Annotated in this window: 22 protein-coding genes; 13 read left to right on the top strand and 9 right to left on the bottom strand. The window is 74.6% G+C overall.

The genetic code is table 11. From position 1 onward, the window contains the following. Together GGE06_RS13515 and mltG are read left to right on the top strand one after the other, a co-directional pair. Nucleotides 1-1,881: an ABC transporter ATP-binding protein gene (locus tag GGE06_RS13515; RefSeq protein WP_116162309.1), complete on the top strand. Its 1,881-nt coding sequence runs from the start codon at nucleotides 1-3 to the stop codon at nucleotides 1,879-1,881. 290 nt (nucleotides 1,882-2,171) lie between these two features. Then, nucleotides 2,172-3,086, top strand: coding sequence for an endolytic transglycosylase MltG (mltG, locus tag GGE06_RS13510; protein WP_184930933.1), 915 nt, complete (start codon nucleotides 2,172-2,174; stop codon nucleotides 3,084-3,086). A gap of 9 nt (nucleotides 3,087-3,095) precedes the next feature. On the opposite strand, the gene GGE06_RS13505 is transcribed toward mltG, so the two are convergent. The 6 genes from GGE06_RS13505 to GGE06_RS44065 all read right to left on the bottom strand — a co-directional run bounded on the left by GGE06_RS13505 (nucleotide 3,096) and on the right by GGE06_RS44065 (nucleotide 8,328). After that, a complete protein-coding gene (locus GGE06_RS13505; protein ID WP_184930932.1) occupies nucleotides 3,096-4,226 on the bottom strand; it encodes an NAD(P)-binding domain-containing protein in 1,131 nt (376 codons plus the stop codon). A gap of 58 nt (nucleotides 4,227-4,284) precedes the next feature. Continuing rightward, nucleotides 4,285-5,496, bottom strand: coding sequence for an LLM class flavin-dependent oxidoreductase (locus GGE06_RS13500; protein ID WP_116162314.1), 1,212 nt, complete (start codon nucleotides 5,494-5,496; stop codon nucleotides 4,285-4,287). After that, nucleotides 5,496-6,527 (bottom strand): ABC transporter substrate-binding protein, encoded by a 1,032-nt coding sequence (locus GGE06_RS13495; protein ID WP_116162316.1) that lies wholly within the window; start codon nucleotides 6,525-6,527, stop codon nucleotides 5,496-5,498. Before GGE06_RS13495 ends, GGE06_RS13500 begins: the two co-directional genes overlap by 1 nt. A gap of 33 nt (nucleotides 6,528-6,560) precedes the next feature. Further along, nucleotides 6,561-7,295, bottom strand: a complete 735-nt coding sequence (locus GGE06_RS13490; RefSeq protein ID WP_116162318.1) for an ABC transporter ATP-binding protein — start codon at nucleotides 7,293-7,295, stop codon at nucleotides 6,561-6,563. Then, on the bottom strand, nucleotides 7,268-8,128 hold the full coding sequence (locus GGE06_RS13485) for an ABC transporter permease (RefSeq protein WP_184930931.1): 861 nt from the start codon (nucleotides 8,126-8,128) through the stop codon (nucleotides 7,268-7,270). The genes GGE06_RS13490 and GGE06_RS13485 overlap by 28 nt, the downstream gene beginning before the upstream one ends. A 116-nt stretch (nucleotides 8,129-8,244) precedes the next feature. After that, nucleotides 8,245-8,328, bottom strand: a complete 84-nt coding sequence (locus GGE06_RS44065; RefSeq protein ID WP_352027631.1) for a putative leader peptide — start codon at nucleotides 8,326-8,328, stop codon at nucleotides 8,245-8,247. A 176-nt stretch (nucleotides 8,329-8,504) separates the two neighbouring features. Here GGE06_RS44065 and GGE06_RS13480 point away from each other — a divergent pair, with 176 nt between their 5' ends. From GGE06_RS13480 to GGE06_RS13470, 3 genes are read left to right on the top strand one after another with little or no spacing between them, the layout of a single operon-like run. Beyond that, the gene (locus tag GGE06_RS13480) at nucleotides 8,505-9,638 is read left to right on the top strand and encodes a hypothetical protein (RefSeq protein WP_184930930.1); all 1,134 of its coding nucleotides are present in this window, start codon (nucleotides 8,505-8,507) and stop codon (nucleotides 9,636-9,638) included. A 42-nt stretch (nucleotides 9,639-9,680) separates the two neighbouring features. Continuing rightward, a complete protein-coding gene (locus GGE06_RS13475; protein WP_184930929.1) occupies nucleotides 9,681-10,229 on the top strand; it encodes a nitrobindin family protein in 549 nt (182 codons plus the stop codon). Between the two features lie 36 nt (nucleotides 10,230-10,265). Further along, nucleotides 10,266-12,302: a prolyl oligopeptidase family serine peptidase gene (locus GGE06_RS13470; protein WP_184930928.1), complete on the top strand. Its 2,037-nt coding sequence runs from the start codon at nucleotides 10,266-10,268 to the stop codon at nucleotides 12,300-12,302. Nucleotides 12,303-12,312: 10 nt separating this feature from the next. On the opposite strand, the gene GGE06_RS13465 is transcribed toward GGE06_RS13470, so the two are convergent. After that, nucleotides 12,313-13,296 carry a helix-turn-helix domain-containing protein gene (locus GGE06_RS13465; RefSeq protein WP_181924702.1) on the bottom strand — a complete coding sequence of 328 codons (984 nt, stop codon included), beginning with the start codon at nucleotides 13,294-13,296 and terminating at the stop codon, nucleotides 12,313-12,315. Between the two features lie 159 nt (nucleotides 13,297-13,455). Here GGE06_RS13465 and GGE06_RS13460 point away from each other — a divergent pair, with 159 nt between their 5' ends. The 3 genes from GGE06_RS13460 (at nucleotide 13,456) to GGE06_RS13450 (ending at nucleotide 16,866) form a co-directional block, all read left to right on the top strand. Then, nucleotides 13,456-14,868: an aminopeptidase P family protein gene (locus GGE06_RS13460; protein WP_116162328.1), complete on the top strand. Its 1,413-nt coding sequence runs from the start codon at nucleotides 13,456-13,458 to the stop codon at nucleotides 14,866-14,868. A 225-nt stretch (nucleotides 14,869-15,093) separates the two neighbouring features. Continuing rightward, a complete protein-coding gene (locus GGE06_RS13455; RefSeq protein ID WP_184930998.1) occupies nucleotides 15,094-16,275 on the top strand; it encodes a sialidase family protein in 1,182 nt (393 codons plus the stop codon). Nucleotides 16,276-16,434: 159 nt separating this feature from the next. After that, nucleotides 16,435-16,866: an STAS domain-containing protein gene (locus GGE06_RS13450; RefSeq protein ID WP_246532500.1), complete on the top strand. Its 432-nt coding sequence runs from the start codon at nucleotides 16,435-16,437 to the stop codon at nucleotides 16,864-16,866. Here GGE06_RS13450 and GGE06_RS13445 read toward each other — a convergent pair. After that, entirely contained in the window at nucleotides 16,797-17,501 is a 705-nt protein-coding gene (locus GGE06_RS13445) for a response regulator (RefSeq protein ID WP_116165660.1), read from the bottom strand. The two genes, GGE06_RS13450 and GGE06_RS13445, sit on opposite strands and share 70 nt — an antisense overlap. A 2-nt stretch (nucleotides 17,502-17,503) precedes the next feature. Continuing rightward, nucleotides 17,504-18,823 carry a sensor histidine kinase gene (locus GGE06_RS13440; RefSeq protein ID WP_312883130.1) on the bottom strand — a complete coding sequence of 440 codons (1,320 nt, stop codon included), beginning with the start codon at nucleotides 18,821-18,823 and terminating at the stop codon, nucleotides 17,504-17,506. A gap of 205 nt (nucleotides 18,824-19,028) precedes the next feature. On the opposite strand from GGE06_RS13440, the gene GGE06_RS13435 reads away from it, so the two are divergent. From GGE06_RS13435 to GGE06_RS13415, 5 genes are all read left to right on the top strand, one after another. Further along, the gene (locus GGE06_RS13435; RefSeq protein ID WP_116162334.1) at nucleotides 19,029-19,733 is read left to right on the top strand and encodes an ABC transporter ATP-binding protein; all 705 of its coding nucleotides are present in this window, start codon (nucleotides 19,029-19,031) and stop codon (nucleotides 19,731-19,733) included. Then, a complete protein-coding gene (locus tag GGE06_RS13430) occupies nucleotides 19,730-22,111 on the top strand; it encodes an ABC transporter permease (RefSeq protein WP_184930926.1) in 2,382 nt (793 codons plus the stop codon). The genes GGE06_RS13435 and GGE06_RS13430 overlap by 4 nt, the downstream gene beginning before the upstream one ends. A gap of 26 nt (nucleotides 22,112-22,137) precedes the next feature. Then, entirely contained in the window at nucleotides 22,138-22,653 is a 516-nt protein-coding gene (locus GGE06_RS13425) for a PadR family transcriptional regulator (RefSeq protein ID WP_184930925.1), read from the top strand. A gap of 111 nt (nucleotides 22,654-22,764) precedes the next feature. Continuing rightward, nucleotides 22,765-23,958 carry a DUF2306 domain-containing protein gene (locus tag GGE06_RS13420; protein ID WP_184930924.1) on the top strand — a complete coding sequence of 398 codons (1,194 nt, stop codon included), beginning with the start codon at nucleotides 22,765-22,767 and terminating at the stop codon, nucleotides 23,956-23,958. Beyond that, on the top strand, nucleotides 23,955-24,833 hold the full coding sequence (locus tag GGE06_RS13415) for a hypothetical protein (RefSeq protein ID WP_184930923.1): 879 nt from the start codon (nucleotides 23,955-23,957) through the stop codon (nucleotides 24,831-24,833). The genes GGE06_RS13420 and GGE06_RS13415 overlap by 4 nt, the downstream gene beginning before the upstream one ends. The last annotated feature ends 4 nt before the right edge of the window (nucleotides 24,834-24,837 follow it).

Here is a 24,837-nt window from a genome sequence, read left to right as displayed (position 1 = left end):
ATGCGCCCCCACGACCAGTCCGACTGGACGCCCCCGCCCCGCGACCCCGGCCAGCCCAAGGAGCCCGCGCAGGTGCGGCGGATCCTGCGGCTCTTCCGCCCCTACCGCGCGCGCCTCGCGCTCGTCGGCCTCCTGGTCGGCGCCGCCTCGCTCGTGTCGGTCGCCTCGCCGTTCCTCCTCCGCGAGATCCTGGACGTCGCGATCCCCCAGGGCCGCACCGGGCTCCTCAGCCTGCTCGCCCTCGGCATGATCGCCACCGCCGTCCTGACCAGCGTCTTCGGCGTGCTCCAGACCCTCATCTCGACCACCGTCGGCCAGCGCGTCATGCACGACCTGCGCACCGGGGTCTACGAGCAGCTCCAGCGGATGCCGCTCGCCTTCTTCACGCGCACGCGTACGGGCGAGGTCCAGTCCCGCATCGCCAACGACATCGGCGGCATGCAGGCGACCGTGACCTCCACGGCCACCTCCCTGGTCTCCAACCTGACCGCGGTCGTCGCGACCGTCGTCGCCATGCTCGCCCTCGACTGGCGCCTCACCCTCGTCTCGCTGCTCCTGCTGCCGGTCTTCGTCTGGATCAGCCGCCGCGTCGGCCGCGAGCGCAAGAAGATCACCACCCAGCGCCAGAAGCAGATGGCCGCGATGGCCGCGACCGTCACCGAGTCCCTCTCGGTCAGCGGCATCCTGCTCGGCCGCACCATGGGTCGCGCCGACTCCCTGACCAAGTCCTTCGCCGAGGAGTCCGAGCGCCTCGTCGACCTCGAAGTGCGCTCCTCCATGGCCGGACGGTGGCGGATGTCCACCATCGGCATCGTCATGGCCGCCATGCCCGCCCTGATCTACTGGGCCGCCGGCATCGCCCTCGGGCGGGGCGTCTCGGAGATCTCGCTCGGCACGCTCGTCGCCTTCGTCTCGCTCCAGCAGGGCCTCTTCCGGCCCGCCGTCAGCCTGCTCTCCACCGGCGTGCAGGTGCAGACCTCCCTTGCGCTCTTCCAGCGCATCTTCGAGTACCTCGACCTGCCCGTCGAGATCACCGAGCCCGAGGAGCCGGTCCGGCTGCCGGGGATCCGCGGCGAGGTCGCCTTCGAGAAGGCCGAGTTCCACTACGACCCCGAGGGGCAGAGCCGCCCGACCCTGGACGGCATCGACCTGACCGTCCCCGCCGGCGGCAGCCTGGCCGTCGTCGGCCCCACCGGCTCCGGCAAGTCCACCCTCAGCTACCTGGTGCCCCGGCTGTACGACGTCACCGGCGGCCGCGTCACCCTCGACGGGGTCGACGTGCGCGACCTGGACTTCGACACCCTCGCCCGCGCCGTCGGCGTCGTCTCCCAGGAGACGTACCTCTTCCACGCCTCGGTCGCCGACAACCTCCGCTTCGCGAAGCCGGACGCCACCGACGAGGAGATCGAGGCCGCCGCGCGCGCCGCCCAGATCCACGAGCACATCGCCTCGCTCCCCGAGGGGTACGACACCCTCGTCGGCGAGCGCGGCTACCGCTTCTCCGGCGGCGAGAAGCAGCGCCTCGCCATCGCGCGCACCATCCTGCGCGATCCGCCCGTGCTGATCCTCGACGAGGCGACCAGCGCCCTCGACACCCGCACCGAGCACGCGGTGCAGCGCGCCATCGACGCCCTGTCGGCCGGCCGCACCACGATCACCATCGCCCACCGGCTCTCCACCGTCCGCGACGCCGACCAGATCGTCGTCCTGGAGGCGGGCCGGATAGCGGAGCGCGGGACGCACGAGGAGCTGCTCGCCCGGGACGGACGGTACGCGGCGCTGGTCCGCCGGGACGCCCGTACGGCCGTGAACGGCACCGAGGAGGGCCCCACCCCGACCGAACAGGCGAACGTGGGAGCGGTTGTTCCCCAGAACGTGTGATCGCTCCGGGATTCGTTGCCCGACTCCCGGGCGGCATCGGAAGATTACGGAGTGCGAGCGACGGGCTGCAGACCGCGACCGCACACGTCCCACTGATGTACCTGTACGAGGAGAAGCACCACCATGAACGTCATCACCAACCTGCTCGCCGGCGTCCTCCACTTCCTGGGCTGGCTCGTCTGACGATCGCAGTGCCCGGCGCCGTCGGCCCCCCGTCCCAGGGGGCCGGCGGCGCCGCCGCGTGCGCGGGTTCCCCGGATTCGCGGACGGACCGGGTTAGCGTGCCGCCCATGACGTACCGGACGCCGTCACCGTACGCACCTCAGCGCCGTCCCCGCCGCCCTTCCCTGCCCCGGCCTCCCCGCCGAGACCGTCGAGGCCGCCGGGACGGCCGCGCCCGCCTCACCCGGCGCGGCCGGTTCGCGCTGCTCCTCGGAGCCGTCCTCGCCGTGGCGGTCGCCGTCACCGTCCCGCTGCTGCTCGGCCGCGACGAACCGGCCGTCGAACAGCCCCGCACCCTCCTCGTCCCGGAGGGCCGGCGGGCCGACCAGGTCTACACCGCCGTCGACCGGGCCCTCCACCTGCCCGACGGGACCGCGCGGAGGACCGCCACCACCCCCGGTGTCCTCCCGCTGCCCGCCGCGGCCGGCGGCAACCCCGAGGGCTACCTCTTCCCCGCGACGTATCCGGTGCTCTCGTCCACCACCCCGGAGGCGCTGCTGCGCTTCATGGTGGACACGGCGGCCAGGCACTACGGCACCGCGCGGATCGCCGAGGGCGCGCGGGCGCACGGACTCAGCGTGTACGAGACGGTGATCGCGGCCAGCATCGTCGAGGCCGAGGCCGACAACCCGGAGGACATGGCGAAGGTGGCCCGCGTCGTCCACAACCGGCTCGCCCGGGGCATGGCGCTCCAGATGGACTCGACCCTCCACTACGCCCTCGGCCGCGACACCGTCGACACGAGCTTCGAGGACACGAAGTCCGACAGCCCGTACAACACCTACGCCCGCAAGGGCCTCCCGCCGACGCCCATCGGCAACCCGGGGGACCAGGCCCTGGACGCGGTGATCCGCCCCGCGGACGGCGACTGGCTCTACTTCGTCACGGTGGCCCCGGGGGACACCCGCTTCACCGCCGACTACGCCACCCACCAGGCGAACGTGGCCGAGTTCAACGCCAACCGGGGCGCCGCGCGCCAGTGAACGGGCGGGTCAGGCGGTCGGCGCGGCGACCCGGTCGCCGTCCCGCTCGCCGTCCGGTTCGCGGTCACCGCTCAGCAGGCGGCGGATGTCGGAGACCGCCGCGCGCCCGGCCCGGTTGGCACCGATCGTCGAGGCCGAGGGCCCGTAGCCGACGAGGTGGACGCGCTCGTCCCGTACCGCTCGCGTCCCCTCGACCTGGATGCCGCCGCCCGGCTCCCGCAGCCGCAGCGGTGCCAGATGGTCGATCGCCGCACGGAAACCGGTCGCCCACAGGATGACGTCCACGTCGACGGTCCGGCCGTCGTCCCAGGCCACCCCGGTCGGGGTGATCCGGTCGAACATCGGCAGCCGGTCCAGGATCCCGCGCGCGCGTGCCGCGCGGATCGCGTCGTTGAGGGGGAGCCCGGTGACCGAGACGACGCTCTGCGGCGGCAGCCCGCGCCGCACCCGGTCCTCGACCAGGGCGACGGCCGCGCGGCCCTCCACCTCGCCGAAGGGGCCCTCGCGGTAGACGGGCTCGCGCCGGGTCACCCAGGTCGTCCCCGCGGCGACCTCGGCGATCTCCATGAGGTGCTGGGTGCCGGAGGCCCCGCCGCCCACGACGAGCACCCGCTTCCCGGCGAACGCCTCGGGGCCCGGGTACTGGGCGGTGTGCAGCTGACGGCCCCGGAAGGTCTCCTGCCCCGGGTAGCGCGGCCAGAACGGCCGGTCCCAGGTGCCGGTCGCGTTGATCAGGGCCCGCGTCGCGTAGACGCCCTCCGAGGTCTCGATCCGCAGCCGCCCGCCCTCGCCCTCCCGCACGGCGGTGACGTCGACGGGCCGGTGGACCCGCAGGTCGAAGGTCCGCTCGTACGTGTCGAAGTACGCGCCGATCACCTCCGAGGAGGGACGGGCGGGATCGGCCCCGGTCAGCTCCATGCCGGGCAGCGCGTGCATCCCGTGGACCTTGCCGTACGTGAGCGAGGGCCACCGGAACTGCCAGGCGCCGCCCGGCTCCGGGGCGTGGTCCAGGACGACGAAGTCCCGGTCCGGCTCCAGACCGGCGCGCCGCAGGTGGAAGGCGGCGGAGAGCCCCGCCTGCCCGGCGCCGATGACGACGACGTCCACCGCCCTGACCTCTTCGAACCCGAAATCGTTCACGCTTCCACCAACCGGGGCGGGGGTGCGGTTCTTCCCGCGCCCCGCCCCGTGGTGGCGTCTACCGCCCGCCGGGCACGAGCAGCGGCGCACCGCCCGGAGCGGAGGCCGGGCGACCGTTCGCCGCCGGGACGCCGAGCAACGGGGAGGCGGGGGCCGACGGCAGCAGGCCGCGCGCCGCCAGCTCGGGCGTCACGCCCTCGCCGAACCAGTACGCCTCCTCCAGGTGCGGGTAGCCCGACAGGACGAAGTGCTCCACGCCCAGGGCGTGGTACTCCTCGATCCGGTCCGCCACGTCCGCGTGGCTGCCGACGAGCGCGGTCCCCGCCCCGCCCCGCACCAGACCGACGCCCGCCCACAGGTTCGGCGAGATCTCCAGGCGGTCGCGGTCCAGTGAGCCGCCGCCGTGCAGCGCCAGCATCCGCTGCTGGCCCACCGACTCGCTCCGGCCGAGCAGCTCCTGCGCCGCGGCGACGGTCTCCGCGTCGAGATCCGCGAGCAGCCGGTCGGCCGTCGCCCAGGCCTCCCGCGCCGAGTCGCGCGAGATCGTGTGCAGCCGGATCCCGAACCGGACCGTCCGGCCGCGCTCCTCCGCGAGCCGTCGGATCCAGTCGATCTTCTCCTTCACCTGCCACGGCGGCTCGCCCCACGTCAGGTACACGTCCGCGTGCTCCGCCGCGACCGGGCCGGCCGCCGCCGACGAGCCGCCGAAGAAGATCTCGGGCAGCGGGTCCGGCGGCAGCGCCGTGAGCCCGCCCTCGATCCGGAAGTGCTCGCCGTCGAAGTCGTACGGCCGCCCGCCCCACACACCCCGCACCACCGACAGGAACTCGGCCGTCCGCGCGTACCGCCGGTCGTGGTCGAGGTGGTCGCCGAAGCGGCGCTGCTCGGCCGAGTCGCCGCCGGTCACGACGTTGAGCAGCAGCCGGCCCCGGGTGATCCGCTGGTACGTGGACGCCATCTGCGCCGCGAGCACCGGCGAGATCACCCCCGGCCGGAACGCCACCAGGAACTTCAGCCGCTCGGTGTGCTGGGACAGCGCGACCGTCGTCAGCCAGGCGTCCTCGCACCACGTGCCCGTCGGGGTCAGCACCGCCTCGAAGCCCAGCTGTTCGGCCGCCTTGGCGATCTGGACGAGGTAGTCGATGTCGGGCGCGCGCACCCCGGACACGGTCCGGTCCCGGGTGATCCCGCCGTCCGTGTAGGCGTGCCGGTCGACGAGGGTCCGGCCGTCGCCGCCGGTCGGCAGGAACCAGTGCAGATGGACGGTCATCAGGAGGCCTTTCCGTAGCTGCGCGCCGGGGTGGTGGACGGCGGCAGGTCCTTGTTGAAACGGGTGTCGACGTAGTCCGCGAAGCGGAACGTGCGCGGGACGAGCTTCAGCGCGGCGAAGGTGTCGGCGATCTTCTGCTCGGAGGCGATCGCGGCGTCGTCGAGGGCGACGGGGATGCGCGTCCCGTTGCTCCGCTTCACGGCCGCCAGGGCCACCTCGTACGGCAGCCCGGTCTCCTTCGACCAGACCTTCGCCCACTCCTCGGGGTGGTCGAACACCCAGCCCTGGGCGCGGCGCAGCCGCTCCACGAAGTCGCCGACGGCCTTCGCCTTCTCCGGGTCGGCCAGCGCCGACGGGGCCGCGACCTGGAAGCCGAGGCCGTTGGTGAGGCCGCGCCCGTCGGTCAGCACCCGGCCCTTGCCGCTCAGCAGGACCTGGGAGGTGTACGGATCCCAGACCGCCCAGGCGTCGACCTTGCCGGCGGTGAACGCGGCCAGCGCGTCGGCCGGTTGCAACAGGCTGACCTGGACGTCGTCCAGGCCGAGCCCGGCCTTGCGGAGCGAGGCGATCAGCTGGAAGTGGGCGGAGCTGCCCTGGGCGACGGCGATCCGCTTCCCCTTCAGGTCCCGCGCGGTCCGCAGCGGGGAGTCCTTCGGGACGAGGATCGCCTCTCCCGCGGAGTCGCCGTGCGTCGCGGCGACCACGGTGATCTTCGAGCCGGCGCCGGCCGCGAAGACGGGCGGGGTGTTCCCGACGGAGCCGAGGTCGACGGCTCTGGCGTTCACCGCTTCGAGGAGCGGTGGGCCGGAGGTGAACGTCGACCACTTCACCCGGTACGGGAGGTCGTCGAGCTCACCGGCGGCGCGCAGCAGGGCCTCGGAGCCGCCCTTCTGGTCGCCGACGTTCAGGACGAGGGAGCCCTTGCCGTCGGAGTTCGAGGCGCTGCCGGCCGCGGAAGCGCCGGAGCAGGCGGAGGCGAGCAGGGCGAGCGGCACGAGCAGTGCCGCGGCGGACAGGCGGAAGGACTTCATGGTCGTCTCCTCGGAAGGTGTGCGGTGTGGTGGTCAGGACGTAGTGGTTGAGGCCAACTCGGCCTCCGAAACGCCCAGTTCGGCGAGCAGGCGGGCGCGGAGCGCGGCGAGTGCGGGGTCGCCGGGGGAGCGGGGGCGGTCGAGGTCGACGGCGGTGTCGTACGCGATCACGCCGTCCCGCATCACCAGCGCCCGGTCCGCGAGCAGCAGCGCCTCGTCGACGTCGTGCGTGACGAGCAGGACCGTGCAGCCGCGGCGCCGCCACAGCTCGGCCACGAGTCGCTGGGCCTTGATCCGGGTCAGCGCGTCCAGCGCGCCGAACGGCTCGTCGAGCAGCAGCAGATCGGGGTCCCGTACCAGCGCGCGGGCGAGGGAGGCGCGTTGGGCCTCGCCGCCCGAGAGGGTCTTCGGCCACGCCCCGGAGCGGTGGCCGAGCCCCACCTCGGCGAGCGCCCGCTCCGCCACCGCCCGGTCCGGCTTCCCCGGCAGCCCGAGCAGCACGTTCCGCCAGACCTTCTTCCAGGGCATCAGGCGCGGCGCCTGGAAGGCGACCGCGCGGCGGCGCGGCACGAGGACCGTGCCGGAGACCTCCCGGTCGAGCCCCGCGAGGATCCGCAGGAGCGTCGACTTGCCGCAGCCGCTGTGCCCGAGCAGCGCGGTGAACTGCCCCGCGCGCAGGGTCAGATCGAGTCCGTCGACGACGGGACGTCCGTCGAAGGAGCGGGTGAGACCCTGGACGGTCACTGCCCCGTGAAGGTCGGTCGCCATTGCAGCAGCAGCCTTTCGAGAGTGCGGACGAGGGCGTCGGCGAGCAGGCCGAGGAAGGCGTAGACGACCAGGCAGACGACGATCACGTCCGTGCGGAAGAACTCCCGCGCCTGGTTCATGAGGAAGCCGATCCCGGCGTCGGCGTTGATGGACTCGCCGAAGACCAGCGCGAGCCAGGCCGTCGCCAGGGAGTAGCGCAGCCCGGTCATCGCCCCGGGCAGCGCGCCCGGCAGGACGACGTGCCGGACCAGACCCCACCGGCCGAGCCCCAGCGACTCGCCCGCCTCGACGAGCTGGGCGTCGACGCCCCGGATCCCGGCGTACACGTTGAGGTAGAGGTGGAAGGCGACGCCGAGGGCGATCAGCGCGACCTTGGGCGCCTCCCCGATCCCCAGCCAGATGATGAACAGCGGGATCAGGCCGACCCACGGCACCGTCCGCAGCATCTGCACGGGTGCGTCGACGAGGTCCTCCCCGAGCCGCGAGAGCCCGGACACCAGGGCGAGCGCGATCCCCACCGCCCCGCCGAGCAGCAGCCCCACGGCGACCCGCCGCAGCGAGACCCCCATCGCCGTCGGCAGCGTCCCGTCCCCGACCAGGTCGCCGGCGGCCCGCGCGACGGTCCCCGGCGAGGCCAGCACGTCCGCCGGCAGCACCCCCGTCGCACTGCACGACTGCCAGAGGACGAGCAGCAGCACGGGGCCCACGGCCCGGCGCAGCCAGCGGGGAACGGACGGACCGCGGCCCGGTCTCCGGGCAGGGGCGAGGGGTACGAGATCCGGCAAAGGCGATATGTCGGGCGGGGATGAGGGCGGGGCATGGTCGACCGTCATGACGGACTCCGGGGGAGAGGGAGGTGAAGGTACGCCTCAGCGCCCATGGGCGCGGAGCGGACACGCGCGCACGGGAGTCAGGGCGTCAGAAGGCGGGGTGAAGGTGTGAGAGGGCGTCAGCGACCGCGGCGACACGCGGCGGAGGCCACCCGCAGCAGGTCGATGTGACCGCGCGTGGTGAGCAGGGCTGTACGCAACATGGCGCGAACGTAGCGGTCGGCACGCGCGCGGTCAACGGCGTCTCGGACCCTGGACGCGCGATCCCGGAAACGTCCTGCCCACCGTACCGACGTGCCTCCGTGGCCGACACGTGATCAGCGGACCTTAGGCTCCGACGGAGGTACTCGGACGGCACGTTCACGACGGGGGACACGACATGACGTACCGGCGCGCGGCGACACCCGCGCTCATCGGCGGGCTGCTGCTCACCGCACTCCTGTGGTGGGCGGGCTCCAGCGCCGACGCGCTGCGGCTGCCCGGCAGCGTCGGCACGCTCGGCCCCGAGGCGGTCGCCGAGCTCCACCGCTGGGTGGCCCCCTGGTCGTACGACCCGCCGTCCTTCCTCGACTCCGGCGTGCAGGGCTCCGGCTACGTACCCCTCGGCGACGGCGACGACCGCGACCGCTACAACGGGATCTACACGGCCGGGCTCCAGGTCCGGTACGGAGCGGTGTTCGTCGCCTTCGTCCTCGGCGCCCTCCTCCTGATCCGCAGGCTCCCGCCGGAGCGCGGGCGCACCACCGCGGCGTTCCTCGCACTGTGGGCCTGGGGCGCGGCGGCCGGGACGCTGGCCGCCGCCGTGTCCGCGCCCTGGCTCATCGCCGCGGCCGGGCACGGCAGTCACCGCTTCCTGTCCCAGCTGGCGAGCGTGACCGCCGCCGGACGGCAGCTCCCCGTGGCCGTGTCGCTCGTCGTGGCGGGAGCGACCGTCCTCGTCGCGCGGATCGCCGCCGAAGGCGCGGGTCCGCTGCCCCGCACGGTCGTTCCGGCCCGCACCGCGCGCCTGGCCGCCACCGCGGGGACCGCCGTGATCGCCCTGTCCGTGGTGGTCCTCTCGTACCAGCCGGTCGCCGCCGCCCTCCAGGCGTACTCCCCGGACGGCGGCCTCCTCGCCGAACCCGGCGACCTGCTGCGCCAGTGGCTGCTGCTCGGCGCCTGGGACGCCCCGGCGGCCGGCGCGGTCGTCGACCGGCTCCTCCACCGGGCCTCCGACGTCCTCCTCCTCGCCGTCGTCTGGTGGGCCCTGAGCCGGCTCCCCGGGCTCCTCACCCGGGTCACGCTCCCGGCCATGGCGACCGGCGCGGTCTGCGCCACCGTCCTCGGCCTCCTCGCGAGCCAGCTCCTCCGGACAGCGGTCGTCCAGGCGGGCCCCCAGCAGGGCCTCCTCTACTCCTCCGTCGGCATCGGCATCGGCATCCCGGCCGCTCTGACCTGCGGCCTCCTCGCGGGTGTCCTCGCCACCACGGTCCTCCGGCTCTCCCTGCGGGGCGCGCCGGAACCGGCGGCCTAAGCTGCCGTACGGCACAGGCCCCGACCCCAGGAGCACACCCTCATGAACGATCGCGACCGGCAGCACCCGTACCCCGACGCGTTCCGGGAGGACGAGGCGCCCGCGCCGCACCCGCTGCTCGCCCCGGTCGCCGGGCTGCTCGGGATCTGGGTGGGGCGCGGGCAGGGTGGCTATCCGACGCTCGCCGAGGACTTCGCGTACGAGCAGGAGGTCACCTTCAGCCACGACGGGCGGCCCTTCCTGCACTACGAGGCGCGGGCCTGGCTCATCGACGGGGACGGCACCCCGCTGCGGCCGTCGGCCCGGGAGAGCGGCTGGTGGCGGCTGCAGCCCGAGGGGCGGGTCGAGGCGCTGATCACCCAGCCGACCGGCATCGCCGAGATCGCCGTCGGCCGCGCGGACGGCGGCACCGTCGACCTCGGCACCCACGAGGTCGCCCTCGCGCCCACCGCCAAGCAGGTCGACGCGACCCGCCGCCGCTACACCCTCACCGACGAGGACACCCTCGACTTCGTCCACGACCTCGCTGCCGTCGGCCGGCCGCTCCAGCACCACCTCGCGGTACGGCTCCGCCGCGAGAAGCGGAGCTGACGCCGGGACCGGAGGGCGGGCCTGCACAATACGGGGGTGAGCGATGACGACCCGTACCTGTGGCTGGAAGACATCTCCGGCGAGCCCGCCCTCGCGTGGGTGGCCGAGCGGAACGCCGAGACGGCGGACGTGCTGGCCGCCGACGCCGGGTTCGCCCCGCTGAAGGCGCGCCTGCGGGAGGTGCTCGACGCCTCGGACCGCATCCCGTACACCACGCGGCGCGGCGCGTACCTCTACAACTTCTGGCGCGACGCCGACCACGTGCGCGGGGTGTGGCGGCGCACGACCCTGGAGCAGTACCGCAAGGACGAGCCCGAGTGGGAGGTCCTCCTCGACGTCGACGCCCTCGCCGCCGCCGAGGGCGAGAAGTGGGTGTGGGACGGGGCGCGGGCGCGCCGTCCCGCGTACGACCGGGCCCTGGTGCGGCTCTCGCGGGACGGCGGCGACGCCGTCGTGGTCCGCGAGTTCGACCTCGGCACGCGGGAGTTCGTCGAGGACGGCTTCCAGGTGCCGGAGGCGAAGACGCGGATCGGCTGGATCGACGCCGACACCGTCTTCGTCGGCACGGACACCGGACCGGGCTCCCTGACCGACTCCGGCTACCCGCGCACGGTCCGCCGGTGGCGGCGCGGCACGCCGATCGAGGAGTCCGAGCTCGTCTACGAGGCCGAGGACGGCGACGTCTCGGCCTGGGGGTACCACGACCCCACCCCCGGCTTCGAGCGGGACTTCGTCGGCCGCTCGCTGGACTTCTTCCGCAGCGAGACGTACCTCCTGACGTCCGACGGCGCGTCCGGCGGCGCGTCCGGCGACACCACCGTGCGCATCGACGTCCCCGAGGACGCGCTCGTCGACGCCCACGGCCGGCACCTGCTCGTCACCCTGAAGTCCGAGTGGCTCGGGCAGCCCACCGGCTCCCTCCTCGCCTTCGGCTTCGACGCCTTCCTCGCGGGCGACCACACCTTCGAGGTGCTGTTCACCCCGGACGCGCGGACGGCCCTCGCCGGGCACTCCTGGACCCGGCACCATCTGATCCTGGAGACGATGCGGGACGTCAGCGCCCACATCGAGGTCCTCACCCCGGGCCGCGACGGCGCCGGCTGGACGCGGACCCCGCTCGTCGGCGTCCCGGCGCTGTCCGCCGTCGCCGTCGTGGACACGGACCCGGACGTCTCCGACGAGTACTTCCTCGACGTGTCGGGCTTCCTCCAGCCCTCCAGCCTCCACCGCGGGCAGATCGGCGGCGAGACGGAGGTCCTCAAGCAGGCCCCGGACCGCTTCGACACCGCCGGTCTCACGGTCGCGCAGCACTTCGCGACCTCCCCCGACGGCACCCGCGTGCCCTACTTCGTCATCGGCCCCGACCACACCGCCACCGGACCCGGGCCCACCCTCCTCTACGGCTACGGCGGCTTCGAGGTCTCCCTCACCCCCGCCTACGGCGCCCTGCGGGGCCGGGGGTGGCTGGAGGGCGGCGGCACGTACGTCATCGCGAACATCCGGGGCGGCGGCGAGTACGGGCCGGACTGGCACCAGGCCGCGCTCGGCGCCGAACGGCCGCGGGCCTTCGAGGACTTCGCGGCCGTCGCCGAGGACCTCGTCGCCCGGGGCATCACCACCCCGGACCGGCTCGGCGCGGCGGGCGGCAGCAACGGCGGCCTGCTCATGGGCGCGATGCTCACCCGCCACCCGGAGCTGTTCGGGGCGATCGTCGCGCAGGTCCCGCTGCTCGACATGACCCGCTTCCACAAGCTGCTCGCGGGCGCCTCCTGGATCGCCGAGTACGGAGACCCGGACGACCCGGCCGACCTCGCCCACCTGCGGGAACTCTCCCCGTACCACCGGATCGCGGCCGACCGGACCTACCCGCCGGTGCTCCTCATGACGTCCACCCGCGACGACCGGGTCCACCCCGGCCACGCGCGCAAGACGGCGGCGCGGCTGCGGGAGCTCGGCCACCCCGTGCTGTTCCACGAGAACACCGGCGGCGGCCACGCGGGCGCCGGGGACAACGAACAGGCCGCCCACAACAGCGCCCTCGTGCACACCTTCCTCCGGAGGCACCTCACCTGAGCCCTGGTGTCTAGAGCCATCCCGCGCGCTGCGCCTGCAGCGCCATCTGGAAGCGGCTCGTGGCGCCGAGGCGGGCCATGAGCACCTGGATCCGGCGGAAGAGCGTGCGGCGGCTGACCCCGATCTCCCGGGCGATGACGTCGTCGCCCGCCCCGCCGGCGAGGAGCCGGAGCAGCCGCCGGTCGGCCGGAAGCAGTCCGGCCGGCCGGACGGAACGGCCGTGCAGGGGCAGCGCGTTCTGCCAGGTCTGCTCGAACAGCGCGACCAGCGCCGACAGCAGACCGCACGGCTGCACCACCAGCATGCTGTTGTGGACGTCGGCCTCCTTGATGGAGAGCGAGACCATGGCGTACGACTCGTCGATGATCACCAGCTTCACCGGAACCGACGGCAGCACCCGCGCCTGCTCGCCGGCCTCCACGCACGGCTCGATCGCCGACTCCAGCTGACCCGGGTACTCAAGCGACGCCTGCGAGTAGACGACCCGCTGGGTCACCCCGCGCGCCAGCGTCGCCAGCGCGTCGTCGGTGGCGCTGGGCAGCGGGAAGTACGGCGGGGAGTCCAGCTGCCGGATCTCCCCCCGCGCACTCGCCCAGGCGTGCCGCATGCGGGGGCCGACCGCGTCACCGGTCACCACCTCGACCAGGTCGTCGTGGTACGCGGCGAGCCGCTGCCGCCGGAACGACTCGAAGGCGCCCCCGACCGTGATCCGCGACTCGTCGAGCTCGGCCGCCCGGTGCCGCCCCAGGATCTCCAGGCCCGCGGCGGGAGGCACCGGGGCCACCGGGTCCGGGTCCTGCCCCGCCGGACTCGCCAGGCCCGCGTCGACCAGCTCCCCGTACGCCGCGGTCAGCTCCGCGCCGTCGAGACCGGCCGCGGAACCGATCGCGCTCAGCGGCGCGGGGCCGAGTTCCAGGAGCTGGACGTAGACCCGGCGGGCCTCGTCGCCGATCCCGAGGAGCCGGAGCGCCTCACCGAGCTTCGCGTTCGCCATGGACCGCATTATCGACCCGCGCCGGCCGCCCCCGCCGCCCGGGTGTGGCCGATCCGTGCCACTGGCCGATCCCGGCACCCGGCGTGTCCGCGGCGCAGTACCGTCCGGGTGCCGCCGACGACCGGCGGCCGAGAACGTACCCGGAAGAAGGTGCAGGACGTGGCGAAGGGTCGCAAGAACGGCCTCTACAACGGCGTCTCCGAGGAGCTCTCCGCTCTGATGAGGACGGGGTGGGCGGACACCGAACGGCACGACCTCGAACCGGCCGAGCAGGCCCCGTTCGCGGCCGAGCGCCGTCTGGCGCTCTCCGCGCTCTTCCCCGGCGAGCGCCTGATCGTCCCCTCGGGCAAGCTCAAGTACCGCTCCAACGACGACACCTACCCGTTCCGCCCGTACTCCGGCTATGTGCACATGACCGGCGACCAGGCCCGCGACGGCGCGCTCGTCCTCGAACCCCGCGCCGACGGCGGCCACGACGCCTACTGCTACCAGCTGCCCCGCGACAGCCGCGACAACGACGAGTTCTGGATCGGCTACACCGCCGAGCTGTGGATGGGCCGCCGCCGCTCCCTCGCCGAGTCCGCGACCGTCCTCGGACTGCCCTGCCGCGACGTCCGCACCATCACCGAGGACCTCGCCGCCGGCACCGGCGTGCCGACCCGGATCGTCCGCGGCGTCGACCCGGCCCTCGAAGCCGCCGTCACCACCGACGAGGAGCGCGACGCCGAGCTGGAGGGCGCGCTCAGCGACCTCCGCCTCGTCAAGGACGCGTGGGAGCTCGGCGAGATGCGCAAGGCGGTCGACTCCACCGTCCGCGGCTTCACCGACTGCGTCGCCGAGCTCTCCCGCGCGATCGCCTCCTCCGAGCGGTGGATCGAGGGGACCTTCTTCCGCCGCGCCCGCCTGGAGGGCAACCACGTCGGCTACGGCTCCATCTGCGCCGCCGGCGACCACGCGACGATCATGCACTGGACCGACAACGACGGCCCGGTCCGCCCCGGCGAGCTGCTCCTCCTCGACGCCGGCGTCGAGACGCACTCCCTCTACACCGCCGACGTCACCCGCACCCTCCCCATCAGCGGCACCTTCACCCCGGTCCAGCGCCAGGTGTACGACGCGGTGTACGAGGCGCAGGAGGCGGGCATGGCCGCGGTGAAGCCGGGCGCCCCGTACCGCGACTTCCACGAGGCGTCCCAGCGCCACCTGACGGCGCGCCTCGTCGAGTGGGGCTTCATCGAGGGCCCCGTCGACCGCGCGTACGAGCTCGGCCTCCAGCGCCGCTTCACCATGGCCGGCACCGGCCACATGCTCGGCCTCGACGTCCACGACTGCGCGCAGGCCCGCACGGAGGAGTACGTCGACGGCGTCCTCGAACCGGGCATGGTGCTCACGGTCGAGCCCGGCCTGTACTTCCAGCCGGACGACCTGACCGTGCCCGAGGAGTGGCGCGGCATCGGCGTCCGGATCGAGGACGACCTGGTCGTCACCGAAGAGGGACACGAGAACCTGTCGGCCGGTCTGCCGCGCTCCTCGACCGAGGTCGAGGCGTGGATGGCCCGGTTCGCGGGCTGAGCCTCCCGCCGGCTCGGACGAGGGGCCGTCCGCGTGAATTCACGCGGACGGCCCCTCGTGTCGTCCGGGGGTTCGGCTCGTCGTGCCGTGGGGGAGGGACGGTGGGACGGATCGTCCAGCTGTCTGTGGCGGTGAGGGGTGCGGGTGGGTGACCGTGGAGCGGCGGCAGGGGGGTCCGTGCGGCGTGCGACCGTGAGGAGCGTCCGGGTGGTCGTCCTGGCGCTCCTGGTGTCGGCCCTCGGCGGGCTGACCGTCGCCGGACTCGCCGCCGTCGAGCCCGGCCCGCCGGTGACCGCGGCGGCCGGGTGCGAGGTGTCCGTCCCGTACACCGCCGGCACCGGCGGCTACGCGGTCTACCGCATCCCCGCGGCCGTACGGACCCGAGCCGGGACCGTGCTCGCCTTCGCCGAGGGCCGGCGCGGACGGGCCGGTGACAGTGGCGACATCGACGTCGTCGTGCGACGCTCGGCCGACGGCGGCTGCACCTGGGGGCCGCTGCGGGTCGTCGCGGCGGGGGACGGCGACACGCGCGGGAACCCCGCACCGGTCGTCGATCCCCGCTCGGGCGACGTGGTGCTGGTCAGCTCGTACAACGGCGCGGAGGCGACGGAGCGGCGGATCCTGCGCGGCGAGGTCCCACCTGCCCGCGGCCGCCGCGTGTTCGTCCAGCGCAGCTCCGACGACGGGCGGACGTTCTCCGCCCCGCGCGAGATCACCGCGCGCGTGAAGAAGCCCGGATGGCGCTGGTACGCCACCGGGCCGGGCCACGCCCTCGCCCTGACGCGCGGCCCGCACGCCGGCCGGCTCGTCGTGGCCGCGAACCACTCGGCGGCGCCGCCCGAGGGCTCCACGGACACCGGAGAGGAACCCGGGTACTACGGGGCGCACGCCCTCTACAGCGACGACGGCGGCCGCACCTGGTCCCTCGGCTTCGTGGACGACACCTACGACGGCTTCGTCAACGCCAACGAGTCGACGGCCGCCCAACTCCCCGACGGAAGCGTCTACTTCAGCTCGCGCGACCAGCTGGGGGCGAGCCCCGGCAACCGTGCCGACGCCTCCTCGGCCGACGGAGGCGAGAGCCTCGACCGTCCCTTCGCGCCCCAGCACTCGCTGGACCGCGTGCCCGTGGTGCAGGGCAGTCTGCTGTACGCGGGCGGCCGTGACGGGGTCCTGCTGTTCTCGGCCCCCTCGGTACCGGACGACCGCGCCGAGGCGGCCCTCTGGACCAGTACGGACGGCGGACGGACCTTCACGAAGGCGCTGACGGCGGACCGGCGGAAGGCCGCCTACTCGGACCTGGTCCCGCTGGACCGCGCCACGGTCGGCCTCCTGCACGAGACCGGGACGCGGAGCCCGTACGAGACCGTCGAGTTCCGCCGCATCCCGCTGCCCCCTGTCGCTTGAGCCGCTCCGTACGCATGCCCGGTCCCCGTGTGCCCGAACGAGGGAAAGTGCGGCGGATCTTCACCGATTCAGGTGACAGCGGTCGAGGTGAAACGTCCCTCCCCGCAGAGGGGCGGCCACGCTCGACGTGACACATGGAGCCACCCTGTGGAGCGTCCGATGCAGCTGATCCCCCGTCATGACCCGTACCTCGTCGTCCGCTCGACCGGCGGCGTCACGGTCGCCGCCCTCCGGGGCGAGCTCGACCTCGTCCTGGTGCGGCACCTGCGGCCCGAGCTCGACGCCCTCGTCCGGGAGTCCGACGCCCTGACCGTCGACATCCGGCGCCTCACCTTCTGCGACGCCACCGGGCTCGGGCTCCTCGCCCACTGCGCCGGGCGCATGCACCGGCGCGGTGCGCGCTGGCGGCTCCACTGCGACCAGCCGTGGATCCTGCGGCTCATCCGGCTGACCGCGCTCGGCGACGTCCTCCGCCCCGAGCCCGGTCCTGCGGACCTCCTCGACCCTCCGGACCCGCTCGGTCAGCAGGCTCCGTCCGGACCGGCGGTGTCGCTTCCGGCCGAGCCCGGGGTGACGAGACCCGTCTCGTAGGCGGCGATCACTGCCTGGGCCCGGTCGCGCAGCCGCAGCTTCTGGAGGATGCGGGCGACGTGCGTCTTCACCGTCGCCTCGCTCAGCCGGAAGCGCACCGCGAGCTCCGCGTTGGTGTGGCCGCGCGCCAGGGCCTCCAGGACCTCCAGCTCGCGCGGCGTGAGCGTCGCCAGCTCGCGGTGCGGGGCGGCGGAAGGCCCGGAGGAGGACGCGGCGAAGCGCTCCACCAGGCGCCGGGTGATCGCCGGGGCGAGCAGGGCGTCCCCGGAGCGGACGAGCCGGACCGCCGCCGTCAGGTGCTCGGGCGTGACGTCCTTGAGGAGGAAGCCGCTCGCGCCCGCCGCGAGCGCCGCGTACACGTACCGGTCGAGGTCGTAGGTGGTGAGGACGACGATCCTCGGCGGCGCCGCCTCGTCCGCGAGGATGCGGCGCGTGGCCTCCAGGCCGTCCGTGCCCGGCATCCGGATGTCCATCAGGACCACGTCCGGCCGGGTCCTGCGGACCGCCGCCACCGCCGCGTCGCCGTCGGCGGCCTCCGCGACCACGTCGATGCCGTCGGCGGCGAGGATCATCCGGAAACCGGTCCGCACGAGCGCCTGGTCGTCGACGATCACCACGCGCGGAGCGCCGGCCACGGTCACGGAACCTCCCACGGAATCACCGCACGGACCCGGTATCCGCCGTGCGGGCGGCTGCCGGCGTCGAGCGTACCGCCGTACACCGCGAGCCGTTCCCGCAGTCCGAGCAGCCCGTGACCGCCGCCCGGCTCCGCCGACCGCCGCCGGCGCCCGCCCGTGTCGGACACCTCCACCCGCAGCCGGCCCGCCCCGTACTCCACCGTCACCGACACCCGCGCGCCGTCCGCGTGCTTCAGCGCGTTCGTCAGCGCCTCCTGCACCACCCGGTACGCGGCGAGGTCCACCCCCGCGGGCAGTTCCACCGGGACGCCCCGCACCGCCACCTCCACCGGCACCCCCGAGGACCGCACCCGGTCCGTCAGCTCCGTCAGCCGGTCGAGGCCGGGCTGCGGGGCGAGCGCCACGTCGGCGGCCGGATCGGGACCGTCCGCGGCCATCGTGAGCAGCCCCATCACGTGCCGGAGCTCCGACATCGCCGTCCGTCCGGCCGCCTCCACCGCCAGCATCGCCTCCCGGGCCAGCTCGGGGGAGGTGGCCAGGACCGTGCGGGCGGCACCGGCCTGAATGGTCATCATGCTCACGTTGTGGGTGACCACGTCGTGCAGCTCCCGGGCGATCCGCGACCGCTCCGCCTCCACCGCCCGGCGCAGCGCCGCCTCCTGCTCCTCCCGCAGCACCCGCTCCCGCTGCCGCCACAGATGGACGCCGTGCGAGACGAGGGCGAGCGGCAGCAGGACGAGCAGCGGCACCAGGTCGTCGTCGACCTTCGGCACCAGCGGGAAGACCGCGTACAGCAGCGCACCGGTCAGGAGCGAGGCCGCCACCGACTTGCGGTGCGGGCTGTACATCGCCGCGCTGTACGCCGCGACGAGCCCCGAGGCGAAGGTGATCCGCGTGGCGTCGTCCGCCGCGTCCCCGATGTGCAGGACCACGGCCGCCACCGTCACCGTCCAGTAGACGGTCAGGGGATAGCGGCGCCGCAGTACCAGCGGCAGCGCGGTCAGCAGGGCAGCCGCCGCCTCCCAGGCCTCCACCGGCGGCAGCAGATGCTCCACGGCGTGCAGGGGACGCGGATCGCCCGGACCCCCGGGGAGGCCCGGGGGCGCCGGGACGGGCGGGGGCTCACCGGGCGGCGGCGTCCCCGCCGGGGCCGGCCGGAGCTCCACGTACGAGCGGTTCAGGTTCCCGATCATCGTCGCGACGGCGAGAGACAGGGCGAGCAGCCCGTCGGCCGCCCACGCCCAGCGCGACAGCGGGGGCGGCGCGCCGAAGGCCCGCGATCCACGCACCCGGCCCAGGAGTTCCTCGTACCTGCTCACCGGTGCAGTGTGCCAAGCAGGGCTGCCGGGGCGAATCGGCCCGGGGGACCAGGGCACCGTCCCCGCGGAGTACATCGCGCGGATGACCCGCCGGCGCCTCCGCCGCACACGGTACGGATCTCCGCCACCGCGGCCGACGCGCCCCCGGCCGGCCCGCTCCTAGCGTCGGCGCGAACCCGTTCACCGTCCGAGCCCTGGAGGGCCCATGACACCGTCCGACACGGAACCGCTGATCGACCTGGCCGAGGTCGGCAGGACGTACGAGGACGGGCCGGCCGCGCTCGCCGCCCTCGACCTCCGGGTGGCGCGAGGGGAGTCGCTCGCCGTGCTCGGCCCCTCCGGCAGCGGCAAGTCGACGCTGCTCAACCTGCTCGCCGGGCTCGACCGGCCGAGCACCGGCCGGGTGACCGTGGACGGACTGCGCGTCGACCGGCTGAGCGAGACGGCCTCCGCCCGCTACCGGCGCAGCCGCGTCGGCATGGTCTTCCAGTTCTTCAACCTCCTCGACGACCTCACCGTCCTCGACAACGTGCTGCTCCCCGCCCAACTGGCCGGAACGCCCCGCGGCAAGGCCGCGGCACGCGCCGCCGAACTCCTCGAACGGCTCGGCGTCGCCCGGCACGCGCGCGTGCACCCCGGCCGTCTCTCCGGGGGCGAGCGGCAGCGCGTCGCCGTGGCCCGCGCCCTGATGAACCGTCCGCCGCTGCTCCTCGCCGACGAACCCACGGGGGCCCTCGACACCGCGTCCGGCGCGGAGGTCCGCGACCTCCTGCGCGGCCTCAACGCCGACGGCCAGACGATCGTCCTCGTCACCCACGACCTCGCCCTCGCCGAGGCCTGCGCGACCCGCACGATCGAACTCGTCGACGGCCGCGTCACCCGCGACGACGCCCGGGCGGTGACCCGATGAGCGCGCGTCCCTCCGGCCCCGGCGGAGGAGCCCTCGGGCGCGTCGTGCGCGCCGGCGTCGGGCGGCGCCGCACGCAGACCGCCGTGATGGTGCTGACCACGCTGCTCTCCGTCGCCTCCGCCGTCCTCGCGCTCGGCCTCCTCCTCGCCTCCGGCGCGCCCTTCGACCGGGCCTTCGCCCGGCAGCACGGAGCCCATCTGACCGTGCGGTTCGACGGCGCGAAGGTCACCCCCGAGCGGCTCGCCGCCACGGCCCGCGCGACCGGAGTGGCCGCGGCCTCCGGCCCCTTCGCCGTCACCGCCCTGCGCCTGAGCGCTGACCGGTCGGCCCCGCCCGGCTTCGCCCCGCCCCCGCTGACGGTCGTCGGCCGGGCCTCCGCCGGCGGCCCCGTGGACGCGGTGACCCTGACGGAGGGCCGGTGGGCCACGGCCCCCGGCGAGATCGTCCTGGAGCGCGGATCCGTCCCGCCGGCCTCGGGCCCCGGGACACGGCTGACCGGCGGCAGCGTCGCCCTCACGGTGGTGGGGATCGCCGAGTCGGTCGGCGAGAGCGCCGACGCCTGGGTCGTACCCGCGCAGCTCACGGCGCTGGCGGGCGGACGGCCTCCCGCGCTCCAGATGCTCTACCGGCTCACCGCCGCCGACGGCACCGCCGAGGTGGCGGCCGGCCGGAAGGCCGTCACCGCCGCCGCGCCGCCCGGAGCGGTCACCGGCGCCCGCTCGTACCTCGACGTGCGGGAGGCGGCCCGTCAGAACACGGCCGCCTTCGTGCCCTTCGTCACCGCCTTCGCCCTCCTCGGCCTGGCGATGTCCGTCCTGGTGATCGGCATCGTGGTGAGCGGCGCCGTCGGCGCGGCGACCCGCCGGATCGGGATCCTCAAGTCCCTCGGCTTCACCCCGCTCCAGGTGGGACGCGCGTACGTGGCCCAGGCCCTGATCCCGGGCACCGTCGGGGCCGTGCTCGGCGCCGCCCTCGGGAACGCGCTCGCCGTGCCGCTCATGGCGGAGGTGGCCGAGGTGTACGGCACGACGGAGGTCCTCGTCCCCGTGTGGGTCGATCTCGTCGTGCCGGCCGGAGCCCTCGCCCTCGTGGCCGGTACCGCCTTCGGGCCCGCCCTGCGCGCGGCCCGGCTGCCCACCGCGACGGTCCTGCGCATCGGCCCCGCCACGGGCGGCGGCCGGGGGCGCGCGATCCGTGGCCTGCTGGGGCGGCTGCCGCTGCCCCGGCCCGTCACCCTGGGCCTCGCCGGTCCGTTCGCCCGCCCCGGGCGCGCGGCGAGCACGGCCGCGGCGGTGACCTTCGGGACGCTCGCGGTGACCCTGGCCGTCGGCCTCGGCAGCACGCTCGTCGCCGTCAAGACGGACGGCGATCCGGACCGGGGCGGCGACGTCACCGTCCACACCATCACCCTGGCGCAGGGGAAGCCCGGCGATCCCACGCCGAGGCCGGGGAAGCCGGCCGACGTGGCCGCCGTGGCGGCGGCGATCGCCGCGCTCCCGGGCACGGACTCCGTGTACCGGACGGCCCACACCCAGCTGGAGGCGGCCGGGCTCAAGGGCGGCGCGCCCCTCGTCGCGTACGAGGGGGACATGGCCGGCAGCCCCCACACGATGGTCTCCGGCCGCTGGTTCGGGGCCACCGGGGAGGCCGTCGCGGCGAGCCGCTTCCTGACCACCACCGGGGTCCGCGTCGGGGACACCGTCACCCTCTCCGAGCAGGGCCGCACGGCCCGGGTGCGGATCGTCGGCGAGGTCTTCGACCTCGGCGACGGCGGCATGACCCTGCGCACCGGAGCCGCGTCCGTCGCCGCGCTGCGGGCCCGCTACCAGCCCGCCGACTTCGCCGTGACCGTCACCGCCGGAACGGACGCCGTCCGCTACGCGCAGCGCCTCGACGCCGCCCTGTCCCCGCTCGGGGCCGAGGCCGCCGTCACCGAGGGCAGCAAGTCGAGCGTCATCCGGGCGATGCAGGCCCTGATCGTCATGCTGACCCTGATGCTCGTCGCCGTCGCCTGCCTCGGCGTGCTGAACACGGTGGTCCTCGACACCCGCGACCGCGTCCGTGACCTGGGCGTCCACAAAGCCCTGGGGATGACTCCGCGGCAGACCATCGCTCAGGTTCTCACCTCCGTCGGCGCCCTCGGCCTCGTCTCCGGCCTCGTCGGCGTGCCGCTCGGCGTGGCCCTGCACGGCCGGGTGATGCCGGCGATGGGCCGCGCGGTCGGCACCACGATCCCGCCCGCCGACATCGACGTGTACGGCACACCGCTGCTCGTGCTGCTCGCGACGGCGGGCGTCGTGATCGCGACGGCCGGCGCGCTGCTCCCGGCGGGCTGGGCGGCCCGCACGGCCACGGCCCGGGCGCTGAGGGCGGAGTAGGAGGGGAAGGAGGATACGGTCGCCGCATGTCTGAAGTCCGCTTGACCACGCCCTCCTTCCTCGTGCTCGGCATCATCGACAAGCTGGGCGAGGCCAGTCCGTACGACGTGAAGGTGGAGGCCGCGCGGACGGTGGCCCCGTTCTGGTCCATGCCGCACGCCCAGGTGTACGCGCAGTGCGACCGGCTCCTGGAGGCGGGACTCCTTTCGGAGGTGCGGCAGCCGGGCGGCCGCAACCGGCGCCTGATGAGCCTCACGGAGGAGGGAGCGAAGGCGCTGCGCGGCTGGCTCGCGGACCCCGCCTTCGTCCCGGTCGAGGCCCGCGAACGGGGCATCCTCAAGCTGTGGTTCGGCGCCAGCCCGCGCGTCCACGCCCCCGTCCAGATCGACGAGCACCGGCGGACCCTGGACGAGTACGAGGGGCTCGCGCACGACGTCGGCGAGCTGCTGACGCGCGGTCAGCGCGAGGCCCTGGAGTTCGGCATCCGGTATGAGCGGATGATGGTCGATTTCTGGCAGTGGGTGGAGAGCCGCGAGCCCTGATCCCGCGGACGGCGGCTTGTTACCGACCGGTTGACCCCGGGGGTGCGCGCCCCTACCTTCCTCCATAGTCCAGAAAGGACTATGGGTGCTTTCGGTGAAGGGGGAATCGCCATGAGCCGTCCGACCGGCACGAGCCGGAGGTGGGGGAGAGCGGCGACCGTCGCGGTGACCGTGCTCTGCCTCGCGTACGCGCCGATCGCCATGACCGAACTCTGGCCGTACGCGCGGCCGGGAGCGCCCGCCCTCGGCGAATGGCTCCTCGGCCGGTCCGTCTCCCCGGAGTTCGTCGCCGAGGCCGTGCGCGACCGCATCGGGCCGTACGGCCGCAGCCTCGCCCCCCTGGTCGTGCACTCGGTCCTGGGCGGCCTCCTCATGCTGCTCGGCCCCGTGCAACTGCTCTCCGCCGTCCGGCGCCGCATCCGGCTGCACCGGATCGCCGGGACCGTCTTCGCCGTCACGGTGTACGTGTCGATGGCGGGCGCCGCCCTCTACCTCCTGCGCACCCCGCCGGCGGAGGCCTTCAGCGGGGCCGCGTTCTGGATCGTCCTCGCCACGATCCTGGTCGGCACCGTCGGCAGCGTGACCTCCGGCGTCCTCGCCGCCCTCCGCGGCTTCCCCGACCTCCACCAGCGCTGGCTGCTGCTCTGCTACGGCTTCCTGATGACCGCCCCGCTGCTGCGGCTCGAATGGGGCGTGCTGCCCTCGCTCTACCCCGGGCTCGACCTCTTCGACGTCAACCGCGTCGCGATCATGCACCTCGGCGCGCTCGTCTCCTTCGGCGCGCTCCTCGCCTCCCGCGCCCTCGACCGGCGCGCCACCGTCCCCGGCCTGACCGGCACCTGGTGCCCCCTGCCGGTGCGCGTCGCCGCCCATCTCGCGGGCGCGGCGGGCCTGGTGCGGATCACGGTGGCGTTCCTCGGCGAGGGAACCGCCGGGCGCCGACTGCTCCTCGCCTACCTCGTCCCGTACGCCGTGACCTACGCGGTCATCGCCGTGCGGGCCGCGCGCGCCGGCGGCGCGTGGGCGCGCGAGGAGTGGTCGCTGCACCTCACGGCCCTGTGCCTGGCCCCCGCCTTCTCGGCGCTGACCGTGCCCGTACTCGAACGGACCCTGGGCCTCGACCGGGCCACGGCCCTCGTCGCGGGCGTCGGCGTCGGCTGCGGCATGCTCGCCTACGCGGCCGTGACGGTGGTGAGCCTGCGGATCCTGTACGCCCGCCAAGTCCTCAAGCGGCAGCGGGAGTTCGCCGACCTGCCGACGAGTCCGGCGACCGCCGGTGCCGTGTGGGAAGGAGCGCGGGGATGAGCGTGACTCCGCAGGAAGCGGTCGTGGCCGACGGGCGCGCGCTCTCGCCCGCCGTCGTGGTCCTGAGCGGTGTCGTCGGAGGCATCGGCGCCGCCGTGGGCGCCCTGCTCGCCGTGGCGAGCCTGACCGGGCATGCGGCGGGCGCCTGGGTGTCGCCCGAGGCGTTGAGCCCCGGCCTCGTCGGGGCCGCCATGGCGGGCGTGGCACCCGCGCTGTTCACGGTCGGCCGGGCCCGCGTCTGGGAGGAGGCCCGCTGCCTGGTGCTGCCGCTCGCGATCGTCCTCGTCGGCCTCTTCACGGTGACCGTGCTGAACGCCGGAAGCCTCCAGGCCGTACGGGGCGGCCCACTGTTCCTCGCCCTGTTCAGCCTCGGCTGGGTCGCCACCCTCGGCGTCCTCGCCCTCGCGGCGGTGGGCTGCCTGGCGGCGCAGTACCGCGCACGGCCCGGCGGCACGGGGGCGGGCCCGCGGCGTCCGGCCGTCCCGCTGCCCGCCTGGTCGAAGCCGCCGCTCGCCGTGCTCGGCTCGGGCTGGCTCGGCATCGGCGCCGGCCTGCTGTTCTTCCCGGCCTTCTGGGGCGCCCTGCTCCCGTGGACGGTGAACCGCGCCGACGCGCAGGGCCTCGGCGTGTGGGCGCTCGCGCTCGGCGTCGGCGTCCTCGGCTCCCTGGCGGAGGACGACCTGGCCCGTATCCGACCCGCCCTGAACGCCGTCCCCGTCGTGGCCCTCGCCCTCGGCGCGGTCCTCGCGGCCCGTGCCTCCACGGTCGACTGGGCCTCGGGCCCGGGTGCGGCCCTCGTCGCCCTCGTCGCCGGACTCCTCGTCACGGGGGTCTCGGGCCGATGGCTGCTCGCCCGGGCCGCCAAGGACGTCTAGACGT

Origin of the sequence: Streptomyces nymphaeiformis (assembly GCF_014203895.1) — a bacterium.
GTDB classification, from domain to species: domain Bacteria; phylum Actinomycetota; class Actinomycetes; order Streptomycetales; family Streptomycetaceae; genus Streptomyces; species Streptomyces nymphaeiformis.
Note: the sequence above shows the minus strand (reverse complement) of the source record. Positions and strands in the feature narration are given on the sequence as shown.